We start from the raw sequence: 17,375 nt of genomic DNA on the forward strand, positions 1-17,375 counted from the left end.
CGTGATCGCGCTCCTGTGGCGCGGCGGGGCCGGGGGGGTGGTCGACGGCGAGATGACGGCAGCTCGGTTGCGCGCGGTCAGCGGCGCGGCCGAGCACGCCCGGCTGCACGCCGCGGCCGGGCTGACCGCGGCCCGGCTTCACGCCCACCCCGTGCCATTTCCCGCCGGGGAGGACCCGGCACTCGCCCTCGCCCATCACACCGCGGGCTGCGGTCGGGTGCCAGTGCTCAGGGCCCGTGGCTACGGGCCCTGAGCCCTGGCCCCTGACCTCAGGCCGCGGTGTGATGGGCGAGGGTGAGATGCGGGTCGTCCTCGCCGGGCAGTGGCGCGGGGTCGGCGTGCACCAGGGCCGCGGTGAGCCGGGGCACGGCGTGCAGCAGGGCGTGCTCGGCCTCGACGGCGACCGCGTGGGACTGACGTACCGTCATGTCGCCGTCGACGACCACCGCGACCTCGGCGCGCAGCCGGTGCCCGATCCAGCGCAGCCGCAACTCGCCCACCTCGCGCACCCCCTCGACCTCCCGCAGGGCGTGCTCGGCCAGGTCGACCAGGGTCGGGTCGACGGCGTCCATGACCCGCCGGAACACCTCGCGTGCCGCGTCCCGCAGGACGAGCGCGATGGCGGCCGTGATCGCCAACCCCACCACGGGGTCGGCGAGTTGCCAGCCCAGGGCTGAACCGCCAGCGCCCAGCAGGACGGCCAGTGACGTGAATCCGTCCGTACGGGCGTGCAGTCCGTCCGCGACGAGCGCGGCCGAGCCGATGTCCCGGCCGACCCGGATCCGGTACCGCGCCACCCACTCGTTGCCCGCGAAGCCGACGAGCGCGGCGACCGCGACCGCAGGGACGTGCTGGACGGGCCGCGGGTCCAGGAGCCGCTCGATCGCCGTCCACCCGGCGAACGCCGCCGACGCGGCGATCGTCAGCACGATCACGATGCCCGCGAGATCCTCCGCCCGCCCGTACCCGTAGGTGAAACGCCGTGTCGCCGCACGCCGGCCGAGCACGAACGCGATGCCCAGCGGTACGGCGGTCAGCGCGTCCGCGGCGTTGTGCACGGTGTCCCCGAGTAGCGCGACCGACCCGGACATCACCACCACGACCGCCTGCGCCACCGCCGTCGCACCGAGCACCGCGAGCGAGACCCACAGGGCGCGCATGCCCCGCGCCGAGGACTCCAGGGCGGAGTCGAGCTTGTCGGCGGTCTCGTGGGAGTGGGGGGTGAGGAGATGGGTGAGGCGGTGCCGCCGGCCATGGGTGTGCTCGTGCTCGTGCTGGTGATGATGCCCGTCGCTCACGTGCTTCCCCTCCCGGTGCGTGTAGTGGACGTTCCCCGCCCATCGCGCCATTATGTGCGTATGAGCGCACGCATGCACCTGTCACCTGCGCATCATGCGCACCCGCTCACCCCCGGCGACGAACAGTTCGTCCTCGCCGCCGAACTCCTCGCCCTCCTCGGCGACCGCACCCGCCTCACGCTGCTGCACGCGCTGACGGGCGGCGAGGCCGATGTCACGACCCTCACGGAGACCTGCGGAGCGGCCCGGCCCGCGGTCAGCCAGCATCTGGCCCGGCTGCGGCTGGCCGGGCTCGTGAACACGCGGAAGGAAGGACGCCGGGTGATCTACTCGCTGCGGGACGGGCATCTGCGGCGGCTCGTGGACGAGGCGTTGAACGTGGCGGACCACCGGCTCAGCGATCGGCCGGTGCACGACTGAACCGGGTCAGTACCCCGACCCCTTGCCCAGGTACTGCTCCGCGAAGGCCGACGCCGCGGACGCGGAGCCGAAGAGGCGGCGCAGACGGGCCAGGGTGGTGCCCGCCCGGTAGGGGTCGCCGGAGGACGTGCCGTGGTAGATGTCGGAGAGCCACTGGGAGAACTCCTGGTAGTCCCAGACCCGGCCCAGACACGCCGCCGAGTAGCCGGACAGACCCGTGCCGTCGCCCTTGGTGAGCTGGGCGATCAGCGCGTCGCCGAGCAGGAACGCGTCGTGCAGGGCGAGGTTCATGCCCTTCGCCGCGATGGGCGCCGTGAGATGGGCGGCGTCACCGGCGAGGAAGAGGCGGCCGAAGACCATCGGCTCGACGACATAGCTGTGCATGTCGAGGACCCGCTTCTCGATCAGCCGGCCCTCCCTGAGGGGCGGTGCGCCCGACGCGCCCAGGCGCTCCCGCAGTTCGGACCAGACACGGTCGTGCGACCAGTTCTCGGGGTCGTCGCCCGGCGGGCACTCCAGGTAGTAGCGGGTCACCTCGGGGCTGCGGGCCATATGGCCGGCGAAGCCGTTCGGGTGCATACCGAAGATCACGCAGTCGTTGGACGGCGGGGCCTCGGCGAGCAGCGCCAGCCAGCCGATGCCGTAGTCGTAGCGGGAGATGTGCGCGCGGTCCGGAGTCAGTACGGCCCGGGTCGCGCCGCGCGCGCCGTCGCAGCCCGCGACGAAGTCACAGCCGATCAGCACCCGTTCGCCCGACTCCGGGTCCGTGTACGACACCGACGGGCGGCCCGTGTCCAGGTCGTGCAGCTCCACGTCCCGCACACCGAACCGTATGTCGCCGCCGCGCACGTCGGCGTACTCGCGCACCAGGTCGGTCACCAGCAACTGCTGCGGATAGATCCAGTGATGATGACCCGTCAGCTCGGCGTACTCGAAGCGGTACCGTTCCCCGCCGAACCGGAACTCGCACTCGGCGTGCCGCTGCGCCCGCTCCAGCAGGCGCACCGCGAGACCCCGCTGTTCGAGACCGCGTACCGCCCACTCCTCCAGGACCCCGGCGCGGGGCCGCTGTTCGATGAACTCTCGGGTCTCGGTCTCCAGGACCACGCAGTCGACGGAGGCGGCCCGCAGAATGTTCCCGATGGTGAGCCCCGCGGGCCCGGCGCCGATGACGACGACCGGACTGCGCTGTGCGGCACCGGAGTTGGAGTGGGGGGTGGGGGAAGTCATCCGAGCATTATGTCCGCGCCCTGTCGCACCCGGGAACCGCGTACCGCGGAAATCGGGGTGACCGTGCGGTGCTCGCGAACGGGGTGATGGGTGGGTCAGCTCCGCGCGCAACGGAATCCCGTATGACCACTGGAACTGTCAGGGGTGTTGGCGCTGCGCGCGGCGACACGGTAGCGGTTGCAGTAGGACTTGTGGCACAGGTAGGAGCCCCCGCGGATGACCCGAGAGGGGAGTCCGGCATCCCACCGGTCGGCGCACCATTCCCACACGTTCCCGGACACGTTGTGGAGCCCGAACCCGTTGGGCGCGAAGGCGTCCACCGGAGCCGTGCCGCGATAGCCGTCGGCGGCCGTGTTCCTGGTGGGGAAGGTGCCTCGCCAGATGTTGCAGCGGTACTCGCCGCCGGGGTCGAGTTCATCGCCCCAGGGATACCGCTTCTGCTCCAGACCGCCCCGGGCCGCGTACTCCCACTCCGCCTCCGTGGGCAGCCGCTTGCCCGCCCAGGCCGCGTAGGCCGCCGCGTCGTGCCACGACACATGGACGACCGGATGGTCAGCTCGCTCCCCGACCGAACTGCCGGGCCCCTCCGGCCGGTTCCAGAACGCCCCCTCCACCCCGCACCACCAGGGTGTGTGCTCGGGCCGCGGGGCGCCGCGGCGCAGCCCGGCGGGCAGGAAACCGGCGAAGACGTACGACCATCCCAGGCGCTCGGCGTCGGTGCGGTACCCGCTGTCGGCGACGAACTCGGCGTACTGCTCGTTGGTCACCGCGCACGCGTCGATCAGGAAGGGCTCGACCCGCACCGCCCGCACCGGCCCCTCCCCGTCGGCGGGAAACCCCTCCGCGTCCTGCGCGCCCATCAGGAACTCGCCACCGGGCAGCGCCACCATGCCGGCGACCGGACCCCGGGGAGCCCGCGACGGCGGCACGACCCGTGGCTCCTCGCTCGGGCCGCCTCCCGACGGCATGCAGCAGCGGGCGGGTGGCGGCGACTCGTGCATGGCGCGAGGCTAGGCGACGTTCCTGTGCGGCCGGTCAGCGCTCGGTCAGCGGCCGGTCAGCGGTCGGTCAGCCGAGCCGGGGGATCTCGATGGCGGGGCAGCGGTCCATGACCATCTCCAGACCGGCGGCGCGGGTGCGCTCGTACGCGGCCTCGTCGATCACTCCCAGCTGGTACCAGACGGCCTTGGCACCCTTCGCGACGGCCTCGTCGGCGACGGCACCGGCCAGGTCGCTGTTGACGAACACGTCCACGACGTCGACGTCGAAGGGGATCGCCTCCAGCGAGGGATAGCCCTGCTCGCCGTGGACCGTCTCCGCCTTGGGGTGCACGGGCACGATGCGCTTGCCGTACCGCCGCAGCACGTCCGCGACGCCGTAGGCCGCACGTCGCTGGTTCGACGACAGGCCCACGATCGCCCAGGTGTCGCCGCTCTCGGTGAGGATCTTGCGGATCGTTGCTGGGTCGCCGTACACGCTCGGCCTCCTGTGAAGTCCTGTGCTGCCCTGCCGGGGCTGGTGTGCGCGACAACAGTGGGCCGGGCGCCGGGATTCCCGAGGCGGCCCTCCCTCCGTCAGAGCGCCGCGGGGTAGCGGCCCGGCCGATGGTTCATGACCAGGACCAGGTCGAGCACGGCGACCCCCACGGCGGACAGGGCGACGGTGTGGAGCGGCGCCGTCACGGCCGACAGGGCGACGACCGTGGCGTCGAGCGCGAGGAGCACGTATCCGGCCCGCCACCCCAGCCGGTCCTGGCAGACGAGGGCGACGACCTGGAAGCCGCCGAGGCTGGAGTGGTGGCGCAGCACGATGAGCAGGCCGAGTCCTCCGGCGAGGTTGCCCATGATTACGGCGTACACCGGGTTGATCCGGGCCGCCTCGATGTACAGCGGGTGCAGCAGCGAGAACGCCGACAGCGCGGCCACGGCCAGCACCGAACTCACGACGAACCGCCACCCCCGGCGCGTCCAGGCCAGCACGGCGAAGGGCAGGTTCACGAGGGCGAAGAGGATGCCGAAGGGACAGTGCAGCAGCTGCGAGAGCAGCAGTACGAGGCCGGCCGTGCCACCGGTCACCGCCCCGGCGGTGCCGATCAGGAACAGCCCGAAGGACGTGACGAAGGTGCCGACGGCGATGGCGACGACGTTCTCGGCGAGGCTGTGCGGGACGGGTAGCGAGGCGGACTCGTGCATCCCGTCAGCTTGGGGAAGAGGCCCAGGATGTGCAACACAGGGTCTGAGGGTTGAGCAGAATGGAACATGACTGAAGGGTTGGGTGGCATTGTGTTCAGATGGACAGTCTCGACGCCCAGATCCTCCTCGCCCTCGACGACGAGCCCGACGCCACCGCCCTGGCGCTCTCCGCACGGCTGGGCATCGCCCGCAACACCCTCAGTTCCCGCTTGCAGCGCATGCAGCGGTCGGGCGTCCTGAGGGAGTTCACCCGCCGCGTCGATCCGGCGCTCCTCGGCCACGGGCTGACCGCGTTCGTCTCCATCGCCGTGAGCCAGACCGACTCGGCCCACGCCATGCGGACTCTGCGCGGCATCCCGGAGGTGGTCGAGATGCACTCCACGACGGGAGAGGCGGACCTTCTGGTGAAGGTGGTCGCCCGGGACACCGCCGACCTCCACCGGATCACCGGCCGGATCCTCGACGCGCCGGGCGTGGTGCGCACCAGCACCGCCATCTCCCTGTGCGAGGAGATGCCGCTGCGGATCCGGGCACTCATCGAGGAGGCCGCGAAAGCCTGATCACGCGGCCGACGCCGAGCCGGCCCGGCCGCCGGGGCCGGGGATCACACGAAGTGCACCGAGACCGCGCCGAGGAGGCCGAAGCGTGCCTCGGCCTCCTGGCCGGCCGCGACGAAGGGCGCGGTGGTCATGGCGCCGGGCAGCACCGACTGCCCGGCCTCCAGGGCGGTTCCGAAGGTGGCCAGGGTGTTGGCCAGCCAGGCGACCGCCGTGCCGTCGCCGGAGGCCACGGGGTCGTCGTCGATGACCAGTTCGGCTGTGACGCCGGCGAGGCCGGTGCTGCGTGGCCGACGACGGTCGCCCCGTCGGCCGGCCGCCGGGTGACGTTGTCCCGCTGGATCGCTGGATCGCTGGATCGCTGGATCGCGTAGGCGTCGGCCAGGCCCAGGCCGGGGAGCAGCTCCGTCAGCGGCTCGACGGGACTGACCCGGTGCTCGGCGTGGCGCAGCAGGCGGGCCGCCTCCTGTCTCACGCCCGGCTCCTTGCCTCTCACGCCCGGCTCCTTGCTCTTACACCCGGCTCCTTGCTCTTACCCCCGGCTCCTCGCCGCCATGCGGGTGGCGGCGTCGTAGACGAGCTCGGCGTGCAGCTCGAACATGGCCACGAGGTCGACGGCGTCGCCGTGGATCTCGCGGTGCACGAACAGCCCGTCGGCGCCCGCGACGGCGTAGGTGGTCAGGGTGCGGACGGCCGCGTCGTCCAGGTCCGGGAACAGGGTCCCGATCATCTCGCTGATCTTGCCGCTCGCGACTCCGCGGACCTGGAGGAAGACCGTGCGGCCGCGCGGTTCGGCGGGTCGGCGTTCCAGGGCGAGCATGAGCCCCAGGCGCAGGAAGTCGGGTGCGTCGACCAGGGACTCGGCCACGTTCGCCGCCATGGTGACGCACCGCTCCAGCGGGGTCCCGGTGCCCTCGCCCGGCAGCTCCACGGCCGTGAGCCAGCTCTCGAAGCTGCGCTCGATCACCGCGGCGATCAGGTCGTCCTTGTCCTTGAAATGCCAGTAGATCGAGCTGGCGGGCAGTCCGCACTTGGCGCTGACCGCCGCGATCGACGTGCCCTCGTACCCGCGTTCGCCCGCGATCTCGACAGCCGCGTCGAGAATCCGCAGCCGCGACTCCACCCCGTTCGCACGCTTCTTGCGCGCCGTCTGCGGCCTGGTCATGAGAGGTGCCCTTCCTGCCGTGTCGATCTCTTGACCGTATCCAACACCCAGCTTACCGTAGCGGTTATTCCAATTGGAATGAACGCTACAGCAAGAGTCGCGAAGAGCCGCAGTGAACGACAGTGAGGTGGCCTGGTGAGTGGAATCAGCGCCGAGGAAAGAGCCGGGACCAGCGTTGGGAACGGCGCGTACGACGTGGCGGTGATCGGGTACGGGCCCACGGGTGTCACGGCGGCGAACCTGCTGGGAGCCCTGGGCCTGCGGGTCGTCGTCCTGGAACGTGACGCCGAGGTCTACTCCCGGGCCCGGGCGATCTCCACGGACGAGGAGGTCGTCCGGATCTGGCAGCGGATCGGCCTGGCCGACCGGCTGAAGCAGGACATGCTGGCCGAGCGGCCGCTCGACTTCGTCGACGCCAAGGGCCGCGCGTTCGTCACCGCCCGGCCGACCCCGCGCGGGCACGGCCATCCGCCGCAGATGTTCATCTACCAGCCCGCCCTGGAGCAGGTGCTGCGCGACGGGGTCGACCGCTACCCGAACGTGGAGATCCTGCTCCGGCACGAGTGCCTGCGCATACGTCAGGACGCCGACGGGGTGGAGCTGACGGTGCTGGGCACCGTCGACGACTCCGTACGACGGGTGCGCGCGAAGTACGTCATCGCGGCCGACGGCGGCTCCAGCCTGACGCGGGCGCAGCTGAACGTGGGGTACGAGGGACGGACGTACGAGGACCGCTGGGTGGTCGTCGACACCGAGATGCTCACGCCGTGGCCGGACCACGACCGGCTGCGTTTCCGCTGCGACCCGGACCGGCCCGCCGTGGACTGTCCGACCCCGCTCGGACACCACCGCTGGGAGTTCCCGATCCTGCCGGGCGACGACGAGAAGTACCTGGTCACCGATGACGCGATCCACTCGATGGTGGCGAAGTACGGGATCGGCCGGGACCAGATCCGGATCCAGCGCGCCACGGTCTACAGCCACCATGTCCGCTTCGCCGCCCGCTTCCGGGTCGGCCGGGTCTTCCTCGCGGGTGACGCCGCGCACGCCATGCCGCCGTGGATCGGGCAGGGCATGGCCGCCGGGGTGCGGGACGCGGCCAACCTGTGCTGGAAGCTGGCCGCCGTGCTGCGGGGCGAGCTGCCCGAGTCGGTGCTCGACTCCTACGAGGCCGAGCGCAAGCCGCACGTCAAGGAGGTCACCAGGCGGGCCGTCTTCGTCGGGCGGATCATCACCGAGCGGCGACGCGCGGTCACCCGGGTCCGCGATGCCGTGATGCCGGTGCTGAACCGGGTCGGGGGCTTCAGCGAGTGGCTCCAGGACTCCCACTGGATCCCCGTCGCCCACTACGCCGAAGGACTTCAGGCCCGCCCCCGCACCAAGGCCGCCGGGCACCAGATACCCCAGCCCTGGGTGACCGGCGCCGACGGCGAACGCGTGCGCCTGGACGACGTGCTGGGCGGCGACTGGCGGCTCCTGCACCTCGGACTCCCGACACCGCAGCCCGCCTGGAAGCGCCTGGGCGTCGAGTCGCTGGCCGTCCTGCCGGTGGGCTCCCGGCCCACCGAGGGCGCGGTCGTCGACAGCGACGGCGTGCTGTTGCCCTGGCTCACCGGTCATCGCGCGACCACCGTCGCCCTGCGCCCCGACGCCTACGTCTACGCCGCGGCCTCCGCGGGCGCTCAACTCCCGCCGCCGCCCGCCGGATTCGCCCCGGCATCCCGACTGATCGCCACGTGAGGACGACCATGACCGCGCACACGCACACGCACACCGAACTCCCGGCGATGCAGGAGCGACTGCTCGACGTCGACGGCAAGAAGATCTTCGTCGCGGAGACGGGGCAGGGAGCGCCCGTCCTGCTGCTGCACGGCGGCGGACCCGGCGCCTCCGGCGTCTCCAACTACTCCCGCAACATCGCCCGGTTGGCGGGGGAGTACCGGGTCATCGTCCCCGACCTGCCCGGCTACGGCCGCAGCAGCAAGGGCATCGACCTCACCGACCCGTTCGGCGCCCTCGCCACCGGCATCCGCGGCGTCCTCGACCGACTCGGCCTGGACAAGGCCCACTTCGTCGGCAACTCCTACGGCGGCGCCTGCGCCCTGCGCCTCGCCCTGGACACCCCCGAACGCGTCGACCGCATGGTCCTCATGGGCCCCGGCGGCATCGGCACCACCCGCGCCCTGCCCACGCCGGGACTGAACTCGCTGCTGAACTACTACTCCGGGGACGGCCCCTCACGGCTGAAGCTGGAGAAGTTCATCCGCAACCACCTGGTCTTCAACGCCGCCCAGGTACCCGACTCGGTCATCGACGCCCGCTACGAGGCCAGCATCGACCCCGAGGTGGTCGCCGCCCCGCCGCTCCAGCGCCCCAAGGACCTGCGCACCGTCTGGAAGATGGACTTCACACGCGACCGGCGGCTGTCCCGGCTGCCCGTGCCCACCCTGGTGCTGTGGGGCGCGTCGGACCAGGTCAACCGGCCCTCCGGCGGACGCATGCTGGCCGACCGCATGCCCAACTGCGACCTGTACGAGGTCGCCAACACCGGCCACTGGGTGCAGTGGGAGCGCGCCGACCTCTTCAACCAGCTCTGCGCCGACTTCCTGGCGGGCCGTCGATGAAGTCGATGAACACGAACGTCTTCGGCGCCGTCCACCTCGGCTACGTCGTCATCGAGTCCCGGCGCTTCGCCGACTGGCGCCGCTTCGGCACCGACGCCGTCGGCATGCACCACGACGACATCTCCCCCGACGTGATGCGCTTCCGGCTCGACGACCAGGAGTGCCGGTTCCTGATCCGGCGCGGTCCCGCCGAGGACGTCACGGCCCTCGGCTGGCACATCGACGACCACGCCTCCTTCGAGCGGATCGAGGCGCGGACCCGGGCCCATGGCGTCCCCGTCGTCCGGGGCTCCGACGAGGAGGCCGCCCTGCGCGGGGTGGAGCGCCTCCTGCGCTTCCCCGGCCCGAAGGGCATCGCGCAGGAGATCTACACCACCCCGCTCACCTCGGCCGAGCCACTGAAGATGCTCTCCTCGGGCTGGGTGACCGGTGACTCGGGCATGGGCCATGTCGCGATCACCTCCGCCAGACCCGCCCTGACGCGCGGCTACTTCACCACGGTCTTCGACGCCCGGCTCACCGACTACATCGACGAGACCATCAGCGGCGTCAAGCTCAGGATCCGCTTCCTGCGGGTGAACGAACGCCACCACTCCATCGCCGTCGCCGCCGTCCGGGGCCTGCCGATCGACCCGGTCCGTACCCGCGTCCAGCACCTCAACATCCAGGCGGCCGGCCTCGACGACCTCGCGCGGAGCTATGACCGGGTGCACGAACTCGGCTTCGACATGGCCCTGTCGGTGGGACAGCACACCAACGACAAGGAGCTCTCCTACTACGCCCGCACCCCCTCGGGCTTCGAGTGGGAGGTCGGCTGGAACCCCGTCGTCGTCGACGAGTCGACCTGGGAGCCCACCACCCACCAGGGCATCAGCGTCTGGGGCCACAAGCCGGTCGGCCGGACGATCGTCGACCTGCTCGACCAGTTCCGCCTCGGCGCCCGCTCCCTGGCCCGCCCGGAGATCACCGTTCCGGCGCTGAGCGGCGGCGGCATCCCGGACGACTGACGGATCGGACGGGTGATGGACCCCGTGCCGGACCGGCCTCCCCTCCGGTCCGGCACGGCCGTTCGAAAGGGGCACGCACGGCCGTGATAGCTTGCCGAGGCCAGTCGAACCCATGGACGTGGGTCAGGGAATCCGGTGCGAATCCGGAGCTGACGCGCAGCGGTGAGGGTGACGGGCGGGGCCTTTCGCCACTGGATGCCGTACGACTGAATGCCGTACGACGGTCCGGGAAGGCGCCCCGATCCGGTGGAACCCGAGTCCGAAGACCTGCTGGCGGCCCCCGCGGCCGACCTGCGGCGGGGGAGCCCCGTACGACCGGGCTCCGCGTTCGAGCCCTCGACGACCGAGGACCTACTCCCGTGCCCCACGCGCGTTCTGCCACCCTGCTCGTGGCAGGAACCCTGCTGCTGACCGCCTGCTCCGACGCCGGTCCGACCGAAGCCGAGGCCGCCGTCACCCTGAAGAACTGCGGCCGCACCGTGAGCGTCGACACCCCGCCGAAGCGGGCCGTCTCCCTCAACCAGGGCACCACCGAGATCATGCTCTCCCTCGGCCTCGCCGACCGCATGGCGGGTACGGCGACCTGGACCGACCCCGTGCTGAAGGGGCTGGAGAAGGCGAACGCGAAGGTGGAGCGGATCGCCGACAACGCCCCTTCCTACGAGCGGGTCCTGGAGGCCGAACCCGACTTCGTGGCCGCCTCCTTCGTCTCCACGCTCGGCAAGGGCGGCGTCGCCACCCGCGAGCAGTTCGACAAAGTCGGCGTCCCCACCTACGTCTCCCCGTCCGACTGCACCGGAAAGGACAACGACAGCGGCGGCGACGGATCGCGGAGCAAGGCACTCGGCATCGACGCCGTCTACGGCGAAGTCCGTGACCTGGCCAAGGTGTTCGGAGTCGAGGAACGCGGCGAGAAGCTCGTCGCCTCCCTCAAGGAGCGGGTGCGGAAGGCCGGTTCGGGACTCGACGCCTCGGACGTGACCCTCCTGTACTGGTTCGCCAACTCCGAGTCGCCCTACATGGCGGGCTGTTGCGGCGCGCCCGGCATCATCACCCGGACCCTCGGCGCGCAGAACGTCTTCGACGACACGCACGAGGAATGGCCCCAGATCAACTGGGAGACCGTCGCCGACCGCGACCCCGACGTCCTCGTCATCGGCGACCTCACCCGCAAGTCCCAGACCGCCGAGTCCGCCGCGAAGAAGATCGCCTTCCTGGAGTCCAACCCGGTCACCAAAAACATGGACGCCGTCAGGCACCAGCGGTACGTGCTGCTCAGTGGACAGGCCATGAACCCGACCATCCGCACCATCGAGGGCGTGGAGAAGGTCGCGGCCGGACTCCGCGAGTTCGGGCTCGCGAAGTGACCGCAAGGCCTCTCGCCCTGGGGGCGGCCGGGGCCTTCCTGCTGGTCGCGTCCGTCGCCGTGGCGATCACCATCGGCCCGGCCGACATCCGGGTCCAGGACGTGTGGTCCACCGTCATCGCCCATCTCGGCGTCGGCACCTCGGAGTTGACGCCCATCCGGGACGGCATCGTCTGGCAGCTCCGGCTGCCGCGCACCCTGCTCGCGGCGGTGTGCGGCGCCGGACTCGCCGTGTGCGGTGCGGTGATGCAGTCGCTGCTGCGCAACCCGCTCGCCGACCCGTTCGTCCTCGGCGTGTCCTCGGGCGCCTCGACAGGGGCCGTCGCGGTGGTCGTCCTCGGGGTCGGCGCGGGCGCGGTGTCCGTGCCGGCCGGCGCGTTCGCGGGCGCCCTGGTCTCCTTCGCGCTGGTGCTGTTCCTCAGCCACACCCTGGGCGGCAGCACCGACCGGGTCGTCCTCGCGGGCGTCGCCGCCATGCAGCTCTTCTCCGCGCTGACCTCCTTCATCGTGCTGACCGCGGCCGACGCCGAGACCACCCGGGGCGTCCTCTTCTGGCTCCTCGGCTCGCTCAGCGGCGCGGGCTGGACCGACGTCTGGGTGTGCGCGGCCGTGCTCGCCGCCGGACTGGCGGTGTGCCTGACGTACGCCCGTACCCTCGACGCCTTCGCCTTCGGCCAGGACGCGGCGGCCGCCCTCGGGGTCTCCGTCGCACGCACCAGGCTGGTCCTCCTCTGCGTCACCGCCCTGCTCACGGCCGCGCTGGTCAGCTCCGCCGGGGCGATCGGCTTCGTCGGTCTCGTCCTGCCGCACGCCGTGCGCGCCCTCGTCGGCGCCGGCCACGCCCGGCTGCTGCCGCTGTCCGCGCTGGCCGGGGCGGTGTTCCTGGTGTGGGTGGACACCCTGGCCCGCACCGCGCTCGACCCGCAGGAGGTGCCGGTGGGCGTGGTGACCTCGCTGATCGGAGTGCCGGCGTTCGTGGCGGTGCTCCACCGGACGAGGAAGGTGCGATGAGCCTGCGCGCGGACCGTGTCGGCCGTACGACCGACGGCCACCTCATCCTCGACGGCGTCACCCTCGCCCCCGAACCGGGCTCCGTCGTCGGACTGTTGGGCCCCAACGGCTCCGGCAAGTCCACCCTGCTGCGGCTGCTCGCGGGGCTGCTCGCCCCGACGACGGGGACCGTCACACTGGACGGCGCGCCCCTGTCCGGCCTGCCCCGGCGAGAGGTCGCCCGACGGCTCGCCGTGGTCGAGCAACAGGCGGACACCCAGGTCGAGTTGACCGTCCTCGACGTCGTACGACTGGGCCGCGTCCCGCATCGCCGTGCCTGGACGCCCGCCACCGAGCAGGACGAGAAGGCCGTACGCGCCGCCCTGGAACGCACCGGCCTCACCGACCGCGCCCACCAGCCCTGGCACACCCTCTCCGGCGGCGAACGCCAGCGCGTGCAGATCGCCCGCGCCCTCGCCCAGGAACCCCGCGAACTCCTCCTCGACGAACCCACCAACCACCTCGACATCCACCACCAGTTGGACCTGCTGGACCTCGTCGCCGGACTCCCCGTCACCACCGTCGTCGCCCTGCACGACCTCAACCTCGCGGCGATGTACTGCGACCAGGTCGTCGTCCTGCACACCGGCCGGGTGCACTCCCGCGGTGCACCCGGGGACGTGCTGACGCGGGAGCTCATCGCCGAGGTGTACGGCGTGCGGGCGGCCGTCAGCAGGGACGGCGCCGACGGGCGGCCGCACGTGCGGTTCCTGGGGACGCTGCTCTGAACGCCTGTCCGGGCAGCCGTACGCCCTGCGCGGTCGTCGCGAGGTCGCCGCTGTGACCGGAATCCGCGCCACCTGCCTGCGCACGGCCCCGACCCCGCCTACGCTCACCCCGTGCTGCACATCATCGACGCCCGAACCGGCGCCCCCGTCCCTGCCCGCCGTGGCCCGACCCGCGTCGAGGCACATGTGCCGGGGTACGACGGCACCGCCCTGCGCGTGCTCCTCGTCGCCGACGTCCTCGCACGCGCCCTGGAGATCGGCGGCACACCCGTCTGGTCACTGCTCAGCGCCGAACGGGACCGGGCGGAGCTGCGGGCAGGTGCCGCGGACCTCGGCATCCGGCCCTTCGAGGACGGCCGGGACGGTGGCCCGGGGACGGGCGGGTCCCAGGTCATCCACGTGGTCGGCGAGGGCGGGGCGACACCCGACGGGGTGCGGCTCGCCGTCGCGCCGGTCGCGGGTGCCCCGGAAGGCGCCGACTCCGGTGCGCTCCGGCTGGCGCTGCTGTCCAGCCGCCACGGCCTGCCCGTACGGCTCGACGAGGACGCCGTGTCCCAGGCCCACGACACGCTCGTACGCTGGCGCCGAGCCGTCGCCGTATGGGCGCGCACCCCGTCGAAACCGGTCCCCGACGACGTGCGCGGAGAGCTGCGCACCGCCTGGGAGGACGATCTGGACGTCCCCGGGGTGCTGCGGGTCCTGCGCCGGGTCGAGACCTCCGGCCTCCCGGAGGGCGCCCGCTTCGAGACGTACGCCTACACCGACCGGCTCCTCGGCCTGGAGCTCACCCGCGAGCTGGGAACCCTCGCGTGATCGCGCGCGCCGGAGCGGGCCCGCTGCGCCGCCTGGTCGTGCTGCGGCACGCCAAGTCCGCCTGGCCCGAGGGCGTCCCCGACCACCGGCGCCCCCTGGCCCCGCGCGGCCGCCGCGACGCACCCGCCGCGGGGCGCGCACTCGCCGAGGCCGACTTCCTGCCCGACCTCGCGCTGTGCTCCACCGCCGTCCGCGCCCGTCAGACCTGGGACCTCGCCTCCGCCCAGTGGGGCACCCCGCCACCGGTCCGGCACGACACGCGCCTCTACGGAGCCGACGTGGCCGAACTCCTCGACGTCGTGCACGAGGTGCCCACCGAGGTCGAGACGCTGCTGCTGGTCGGCCACAACCCCGGTCTGGAGGAGCTCGTCGTCGACCTGGCGGGCGACGGCCTCGACGACACCCTGGCGCGGGTCCACGTGAAGTTCCCGACCGCGGCCGTCGCCGTGCTGACCTGGCGCGGTACCGGGTGGGAGGACCTGCTCCCCGGCACGGCACTGCTGACCGCGGTGACGGTGGCGAGGGGGAGGAAGCAGTGAGCGTGGCCAAGCGGTACGTCGTCCTCGACCCCGACGGCACCGGAACCGATCAGGGCTGGATGTTCGTCGTCGTCGCGGCGCCCACCGGCGTGGTCTACCAGAACCAGGGCGGCAGCTACGGCTGCATACCCTACGAACAGGAGGGCTATCTGCTCCCCGTGTTCGGGCGGGACCTCGACGACGAGCTGAAGGGATGGGGTGCGGGCGGCCTGGACTGGCCGGAGGAACTCCTGGCCAGGCTTGGGAAGGCGGTCGCCGTCCAGATCTACGGTTCCGCCGACCGCGACGACACCTGGCCGGTGCTCACACCCGACGGACCCGGCTTCCTGGCCTGGGAGAACTCCGACTAGCCGACGTGCACCCGCGGCCGGCGCTCCGGATCCGGCTCGGCCCGCCGCAGCACCTCGCGGGTGACCGGTGCGACCTCGCCGTCGCCGAAGACCAGGAACCGGACGAGATGACCGACCGGGTTGCCCTCGGTCCAGCTGAAGTAGGCGTGCGGCACCTGGCCCGTCCGGTCGCGCAGGGCGAGCAGGACGGCGGCGACGGTGTTGGGGACCGTCGCGCCCTCCACCCGAAGCCTCCTCACCCCGTGCTTCTCGTCCCCGCGCACCACGAGATCGGCCGTGAAGTCCGAGGAGTCCCGCACGAACGCCTCCAGGAACAGCACGGGACCGCCGCTCGGGATGTGGGTGTGCTCGCGCTGGCTGTACTCCTTGGCCCGGTACTCCCGCGTGCTGTGCTCCCGCGGCTCGTTGGCGATCAGCCGCAGCGGTCCGTGCCGGGCGGCCTCGTCGACGAACGCCGCCGCCGTCTCGTCGAAGGTGACCTCGGCGGCCCGCAGTTCGAAGGCACGGTGGATCCGGGAGCCGAGCGAGGTGACCAGGATGGCGAAGATGAAGATGGCGGCGATCCGGATGCCGTCCGGCCGCTCGATGACATTGGCGACCAGGGTGTAGGCGAAGACGGCGGTGATGGCGCCGAAGCCGAGCGTCGCCCGCCGGTGCCCGTGCCGGTGCACCGCGACCGTGGACGCGAACGCCGCGGACAGCATCAGCACCAGCACGCCCGTCGCGTACGCCCCGCTCTGGTCGTCGACGCTCGCGTTGAACCACAGCGTGATGAGGACCGCGGTCGCCATGAACACCAGCACCAGCGGGCGCACCGCGCGTGTCCACTCCGGCGCCATGCCGTAGCGCGGCAGATAACGCGGTACGAGGTTCAGCAGCCCGGCCAGCGCGGAGGCGCCCGCGAACCAGAGGATGGCGATCGTCGACACGTCGTAGACCGTCCCGAACACCTCGCCCAGATGCGCGTGCGCCAGATACGCGAGCGCCCGCCCGTTCGCCGGGCCGCCGCTCTCGAAGTCCTCCTGCGGGATCAGGATCGTCGTCGCCAGACTGGACAGCAGCAGGAAGCAGCTCATGATGACGGCGGCGGTGGTGAGCAGCTTGCGGGTGTCGCGGATCCGCCCCCGCGGATGCTCCCACGTATCGCTCGCATCCCCCTTGACCTGCGGCATCACCGCCACACCGGTCTCGAACCCGGACATGCCGAGCGCCAGCTTCGGAAACACCACCAGCGCCACACCGACCATCACCCAGGGCGAGGAGTGCTCGGCCGTCATCGCCTGGGTCCAGTCCTCGATCCGCACCGGACGGGAGAGCACCTCCCAGGCCGCGACGGCCAGAACGACGACATTGAGCGCGAGGTAGGTCGCCACCAGCACGACCGCGATGCCGATGGCCTCCCGGAACCCCTTCAGGAAGACGGCCGCGAGCCCGCCGACGAGGACCAGGGTGATCCACTCGTTCCCGCCGTCCATCCAGTGCGGTGCGTACGGGTTCTCCACGACGTGCGCGGCGGCGTCCGCGGCCGACAGGGTGATCGTGATCATGAAGTCGGTGGCCGCGAACCCCAGCAGCACCAGGACGAAGATCTTCCCCGACCACCACGGCAGCAGCCGCTCCAGCATCGCGATCGACCCCTCGCCGTGCGGACTCTCGTGCGCCACCCGCCGGTAGACGGGCAGCGCGCCGAGCAGCGTCAGCGCGATCAGTACGAGGGTCGCCAGCGGGGAGAGCAGCCCGGCCGCGAGCGCGGCGATGCCCGGCTGGTAGCCGAGGGTGGAGAAGTAGTCGACGCCGGTGAGACACATGACCCGCCACCACCGGTGGCCCTCGGTCCCCTCCTCCGGGGCGGCGTGCGGCCCCGGGTGCCGGGCCGTCCGCTCGCTCAGCCCCTCCAGCAGCCACTCCCGGCAACGGGCCCTGGCATCGCCCCGCGAGCCCTCCACCTGCCTGCCGGTCATGCGGTGATCTCCCTGCGCGCGATCTTCCCCACATCGTCGCCCGCGCCTTGGGGGCGGGCGAGCCGGGACGGTCCG

At 72.0% G+C, this 17,375-nt stretch carries 19 protein-coding genes, 1 pseudogene and 1 riboswitch; of the genes and pseudogenes, 12 read left to right on the plus strand and 8 right to left on the minus strand.

The window, feature by feature from the left end; translation table 11 throughout:
* A pseudogene (locus tag HLK59_RS09815) lies at nucleotides 1–253 on the plus strand (hypothetical protein); the annotation flags it as partial.
* 16 nt (nucleotides 254–269) lie between these two features.
* Here HLK59_RS09815 and HLK59_RS09820 read toward each other — a convergent pair.
* Nucleotides 270–1,298: a cation diffusion facilitator family transporter gene (locus HLK59_RS09820; protein ID WP_171140935.1), complete on the minus strand. Its 1,029-nt coding sequence runs from the start codon at nucleotides 1,296–1,298 to the stop codon at nucleotides 270–272.
* Nucleotides 1,299–1,358: 60 nt separating this feature from the next.
* Here HLK59_RS09820 and HLK59_RS09825 point away from each other — a divergent pair, with 60 nt between their 5' ends.
* On the plus strand, nucleotides 1,359–1,718 hold the full coding sequence (locus HLK59_RS09825) for a metalloregulator ArsR/SmtB family transcription factor (RefSeq protein ID WP_171140936.1): 360 nt from the start codon (nucleotides 1,359–1,361) through the stop codon (nucleotides 1,716–1,718).
* A 6-nt stretch (nucleotides 1,719–1,724) separates the two neighbouring features.
* Here HLK59_RS09825 and HLK59_RS09830 read toward each other — a convergent pair whose 3' ends face one another.
* The 4 genes from HLK59_RS09830 to HLK59_RS09845 form a co-directional block, all read right to left on the minus strand.
* On the minus strand, nucleotides 1,725–2,948 hold the full coding sequence (locus tag HLK59_RS09830; RefSeq protein WP_171140937.1) for a 4-hydroxybenzoate 3-monooxygenase: 1,224 nt from the start codon (nucleotides 2,946–2,948) through the stop codon (nucleotides 1,725–1,727).
* 95 nt (nucleotides 2,949–3,043) lie between these two features.
* Nucleotides 3,044–3,949: a formylglycine-generating enzyme family protein gene (locus HLK59_RS09835; RefSeq protein WP_171140938.1), complete on the minus strand. Its 906-nt coding sequence runs from the start codon at nucleotides 3,947–3,949 to the stop codon at nucleotides 3,044–3,046.
* Between the two features lie 67 nt (nucleotides 3,950–4,016).
* On the minus strand, nucleotides 4,017–4,424 hold the full coding sequence (locus HLK59_RS09840; protein ID WP_171140939.1) for a CoA-binding protein: 408 nt from the start codon (nucleotides 4,422–4,424) through the stop codon (nucleotides 4,017–4,019).
* A 98-nt stretch (nucleotides 4,425–4,522) separates the two neighbouring features.
* Nucleotides 4,523–5,140 carry a YitT family protein gene (locus HLK59_RS09845; protein WP_171140940.1) on the minus strand — a complete coding sequence of 206 codons (618 nt, stop codon included), beginning with the start codon at nucleotides 5,138–5,140 and terminating at the stop codon, nucleotides 4,523–4,525.
* 98 nt (nucleotides 5,141–5,238) lie between these two features.
* On the opposite strand from HLK59_RS09845, the gene HLK59_RS09850 reads away from it, so the two are divergent.
* The gene (locus tag HLK59_RS09850) at nucleotides 5,239–5,700 is read left to right on the plus strand and encodes an Lrp/AsnC family transcriptional regulator (RefSeq protein WP_171140941.1); all 462 of its coding nucleotides are present in this window, start codon (nucleotides 5,239–5,241) and stop codon (nucleotides 5,698–5,700) included.
* A 44-nt stretch (nucleotides 5,701–5,744) separates the two neighbouring features.
* Here HLK59_RS09850 and HLK59_RS50890 read toward each other — a convergent pair whose 3' ends face one another.
* Both HLK59_RS50890 and HLK59_RS09860 read right to left on the minus strand, forming a co-directional pair.
* Nucleotides 5,745–5,930: a hypothetical protein gene (locus HLK59_RS50890; RefSeq protein ID WP_240982306.1), complete on the minus strand. Its 186-nt coding sequence runs from the start codon at nucleotides 5,928–5,930 to the stop codon at nucleotides 5,745–5,747.
* 299 nt (nucleotides 5,931–6,229) lie between these two features.
* Nucleotides 6,230–6,862 carry a TetR family transcriptional regulator gene (locus HLK59_RS09860; protein WP_171140942.1) on the minus strand — a complete coding sequence of 211 codons (633 nt, stop codon included), beginning with the start codon at nucleotides 6,860–6,862 and terminating at the stop codon, nucleotides 6,230–6,232.
* 135 nt (nucleotides 6,863–6,997) lie between these two features.
* On the opposite strand from HLK59_RS09860, the gene HLK59_RS09865 reads away from it, so the two are divergent.
* The 9 genes from HLK59_RS09865 (at nucleotide 6,998) to HLK59_RS09905 (ending at nucleotide 15,339) form a co-directional block, all read left to right on the plus strand.
* Nucleotides 6,998–8,602: a bifunctional 3-(3-hydroxy-phenyl)propionate/3-hydroxycinnamic acid hydroxylase gene (locus tag HLK59_RS09865; protein WP_346779686.1), complete on the plus strand. Its 1,605-nt coding sequence runs from the start codon at nucleotides 6,998–7,000 to the stop codon at nucleotides 8,600–8,602.
* Nucleotides 8,603–8,610: 8 nt separating this feature from the next.
* Nucleotides 8,611–9,486, plus strand: coding sequence for an alpha/beta fold hydrolase (locus tag HLK59_RS09870; protein WP_240982307.1), 876 nt, complete (start codon nucleotides 8,611–8,613; stop codon nucleotides 9,484–9,486).
* A 5-nt stretch (nucleotides 9,487–9,491) separates the two neighbouring features.
* Nucleotides 9,492–10,493, plus strand: coding sequence for a VOC family protein (locus HLK59_RS09875; protein WP_171140943.1), 1,002 nt, complete (start codon nucleotides 9,492–9,494; stop codon nucleotides 10,491–10,493).
* An 84-nt stretch (nucleotides 10,494–10,577) separates the two neighbouring features.
* Nucleotides 10,578–10,783: riboswitch (cobalamin riboswitch) on the plus strand.
* A 69-nt stretch (nucleotides 10,784–10,852) separates the two neighbouring features.
* Nucleotides 10,853–11,860 carry an ABC transporter substrate-binding protein gene (locus HLK59_RS09880; RefSeq protein WP_171140944.1) on the plus strand — a complete coding sequence of 336 codons (1,008 nt, stop codon included), beginning with the start codon at nucleotides 10,853–10,855 and terminating at the stop codon, nucleotides 11,858–11,860.
* Entirely contained in the window at nucleotides 11,857–12,870 is a 1,014-nt protein-coding gene (locus HLK59_RS09885) for an iron chelate uptake ABC transporter family permease subunit (protein WP_171140945.1), read from the plus strand. The genes HLK59_RS09880 and HLK59_RS09885 overlap by 4 nt, the downstream gene beginning before the upstream one ends.
* Nucleotides 12,867–13,637: an ABC transporter ATP-binding protein gene (locus HLK59_RS09890; protein ID WP_171140946.1), complete on the plus strand. Its 771-nt coding sequence runs from the start codon at nucleotides 12,867–12,869 to the stop codon at nucleotides 13,635–13,637. The genes HLK59_RS09885 and HLK59_RS09890 overlap by 4 nt, the downstream gene beginning before the upstream one ends.
* A gap of 111 nt (nucleotides 13,638–13,748) precedes the next feature.
* On the plus strand, nucleotides 13,749–14,450 hold the full coding sequence (locus HLK59_RS09895; RefSeq protein WP_171140947.1) for a hypothetical protein: 702 nt from the start codon (nucleotides 13,749–13,751) through the stop codon (nucleotides 14,448–14,450).
* On the plus strand, nucleotides 14,447–14,989 hold the full coding sequence (locus HLK59_RS09900; RefSeq protein WP_171140948.1) for a histidine phosphatase family protein: 543 nt from the start codon (nucleotides 14,447–14,449) through the stop codon (nucleotides 14,987–14,989). The genes HLK59_RS09895 and HLK59_RS09900 overlap by 4 nt, the downstream gene beginning before the upstream one ends.
* Nucleotides 14,986–15,339, plus strand: coding sequence for a DUF6210 family protein (locus HLK59_RS09905; protein ID WP_171140949.1), 354 nt, complete (start codon nucleotides 14,986–14,988; stop codon nucleotides 15,337–15,339). Before HLK59_RS09900 ends, HLK59_RS09905 begins: the two co-directional genes overlap by 4 nt.
* Here the strand turns inward: HLK59_RS09905 and HLK59_RS09910 are convergent.
* Nucleotides 15,336–17,300, minus strand: a complete 1,965-nt coding sequence (locus HLK59_RS09910; RefSeq protein ID WP_171140950.1) for an amino acid transporter — start codon at nucleotides 17,298–17,300, stop codon at nucleotides 15,336–15,338. The two genes, HLK59_RS09905 and HLK59_RS09910, sit on opposite strands and share 4 nt — an antisense overlap.
* Nucleotides 17,301–17,375: the final 75 nt, after the last annotated feature.

The organism is Streptomyces sp. S3(2020), assembly GCF_013044505.1.
In the GTDB taxonomy this organism is placed as follows: Bacteria; Actinomycetota; Actinomycetes; order Streptomycetales; family Streptomycetaceae; genus Streptomyces.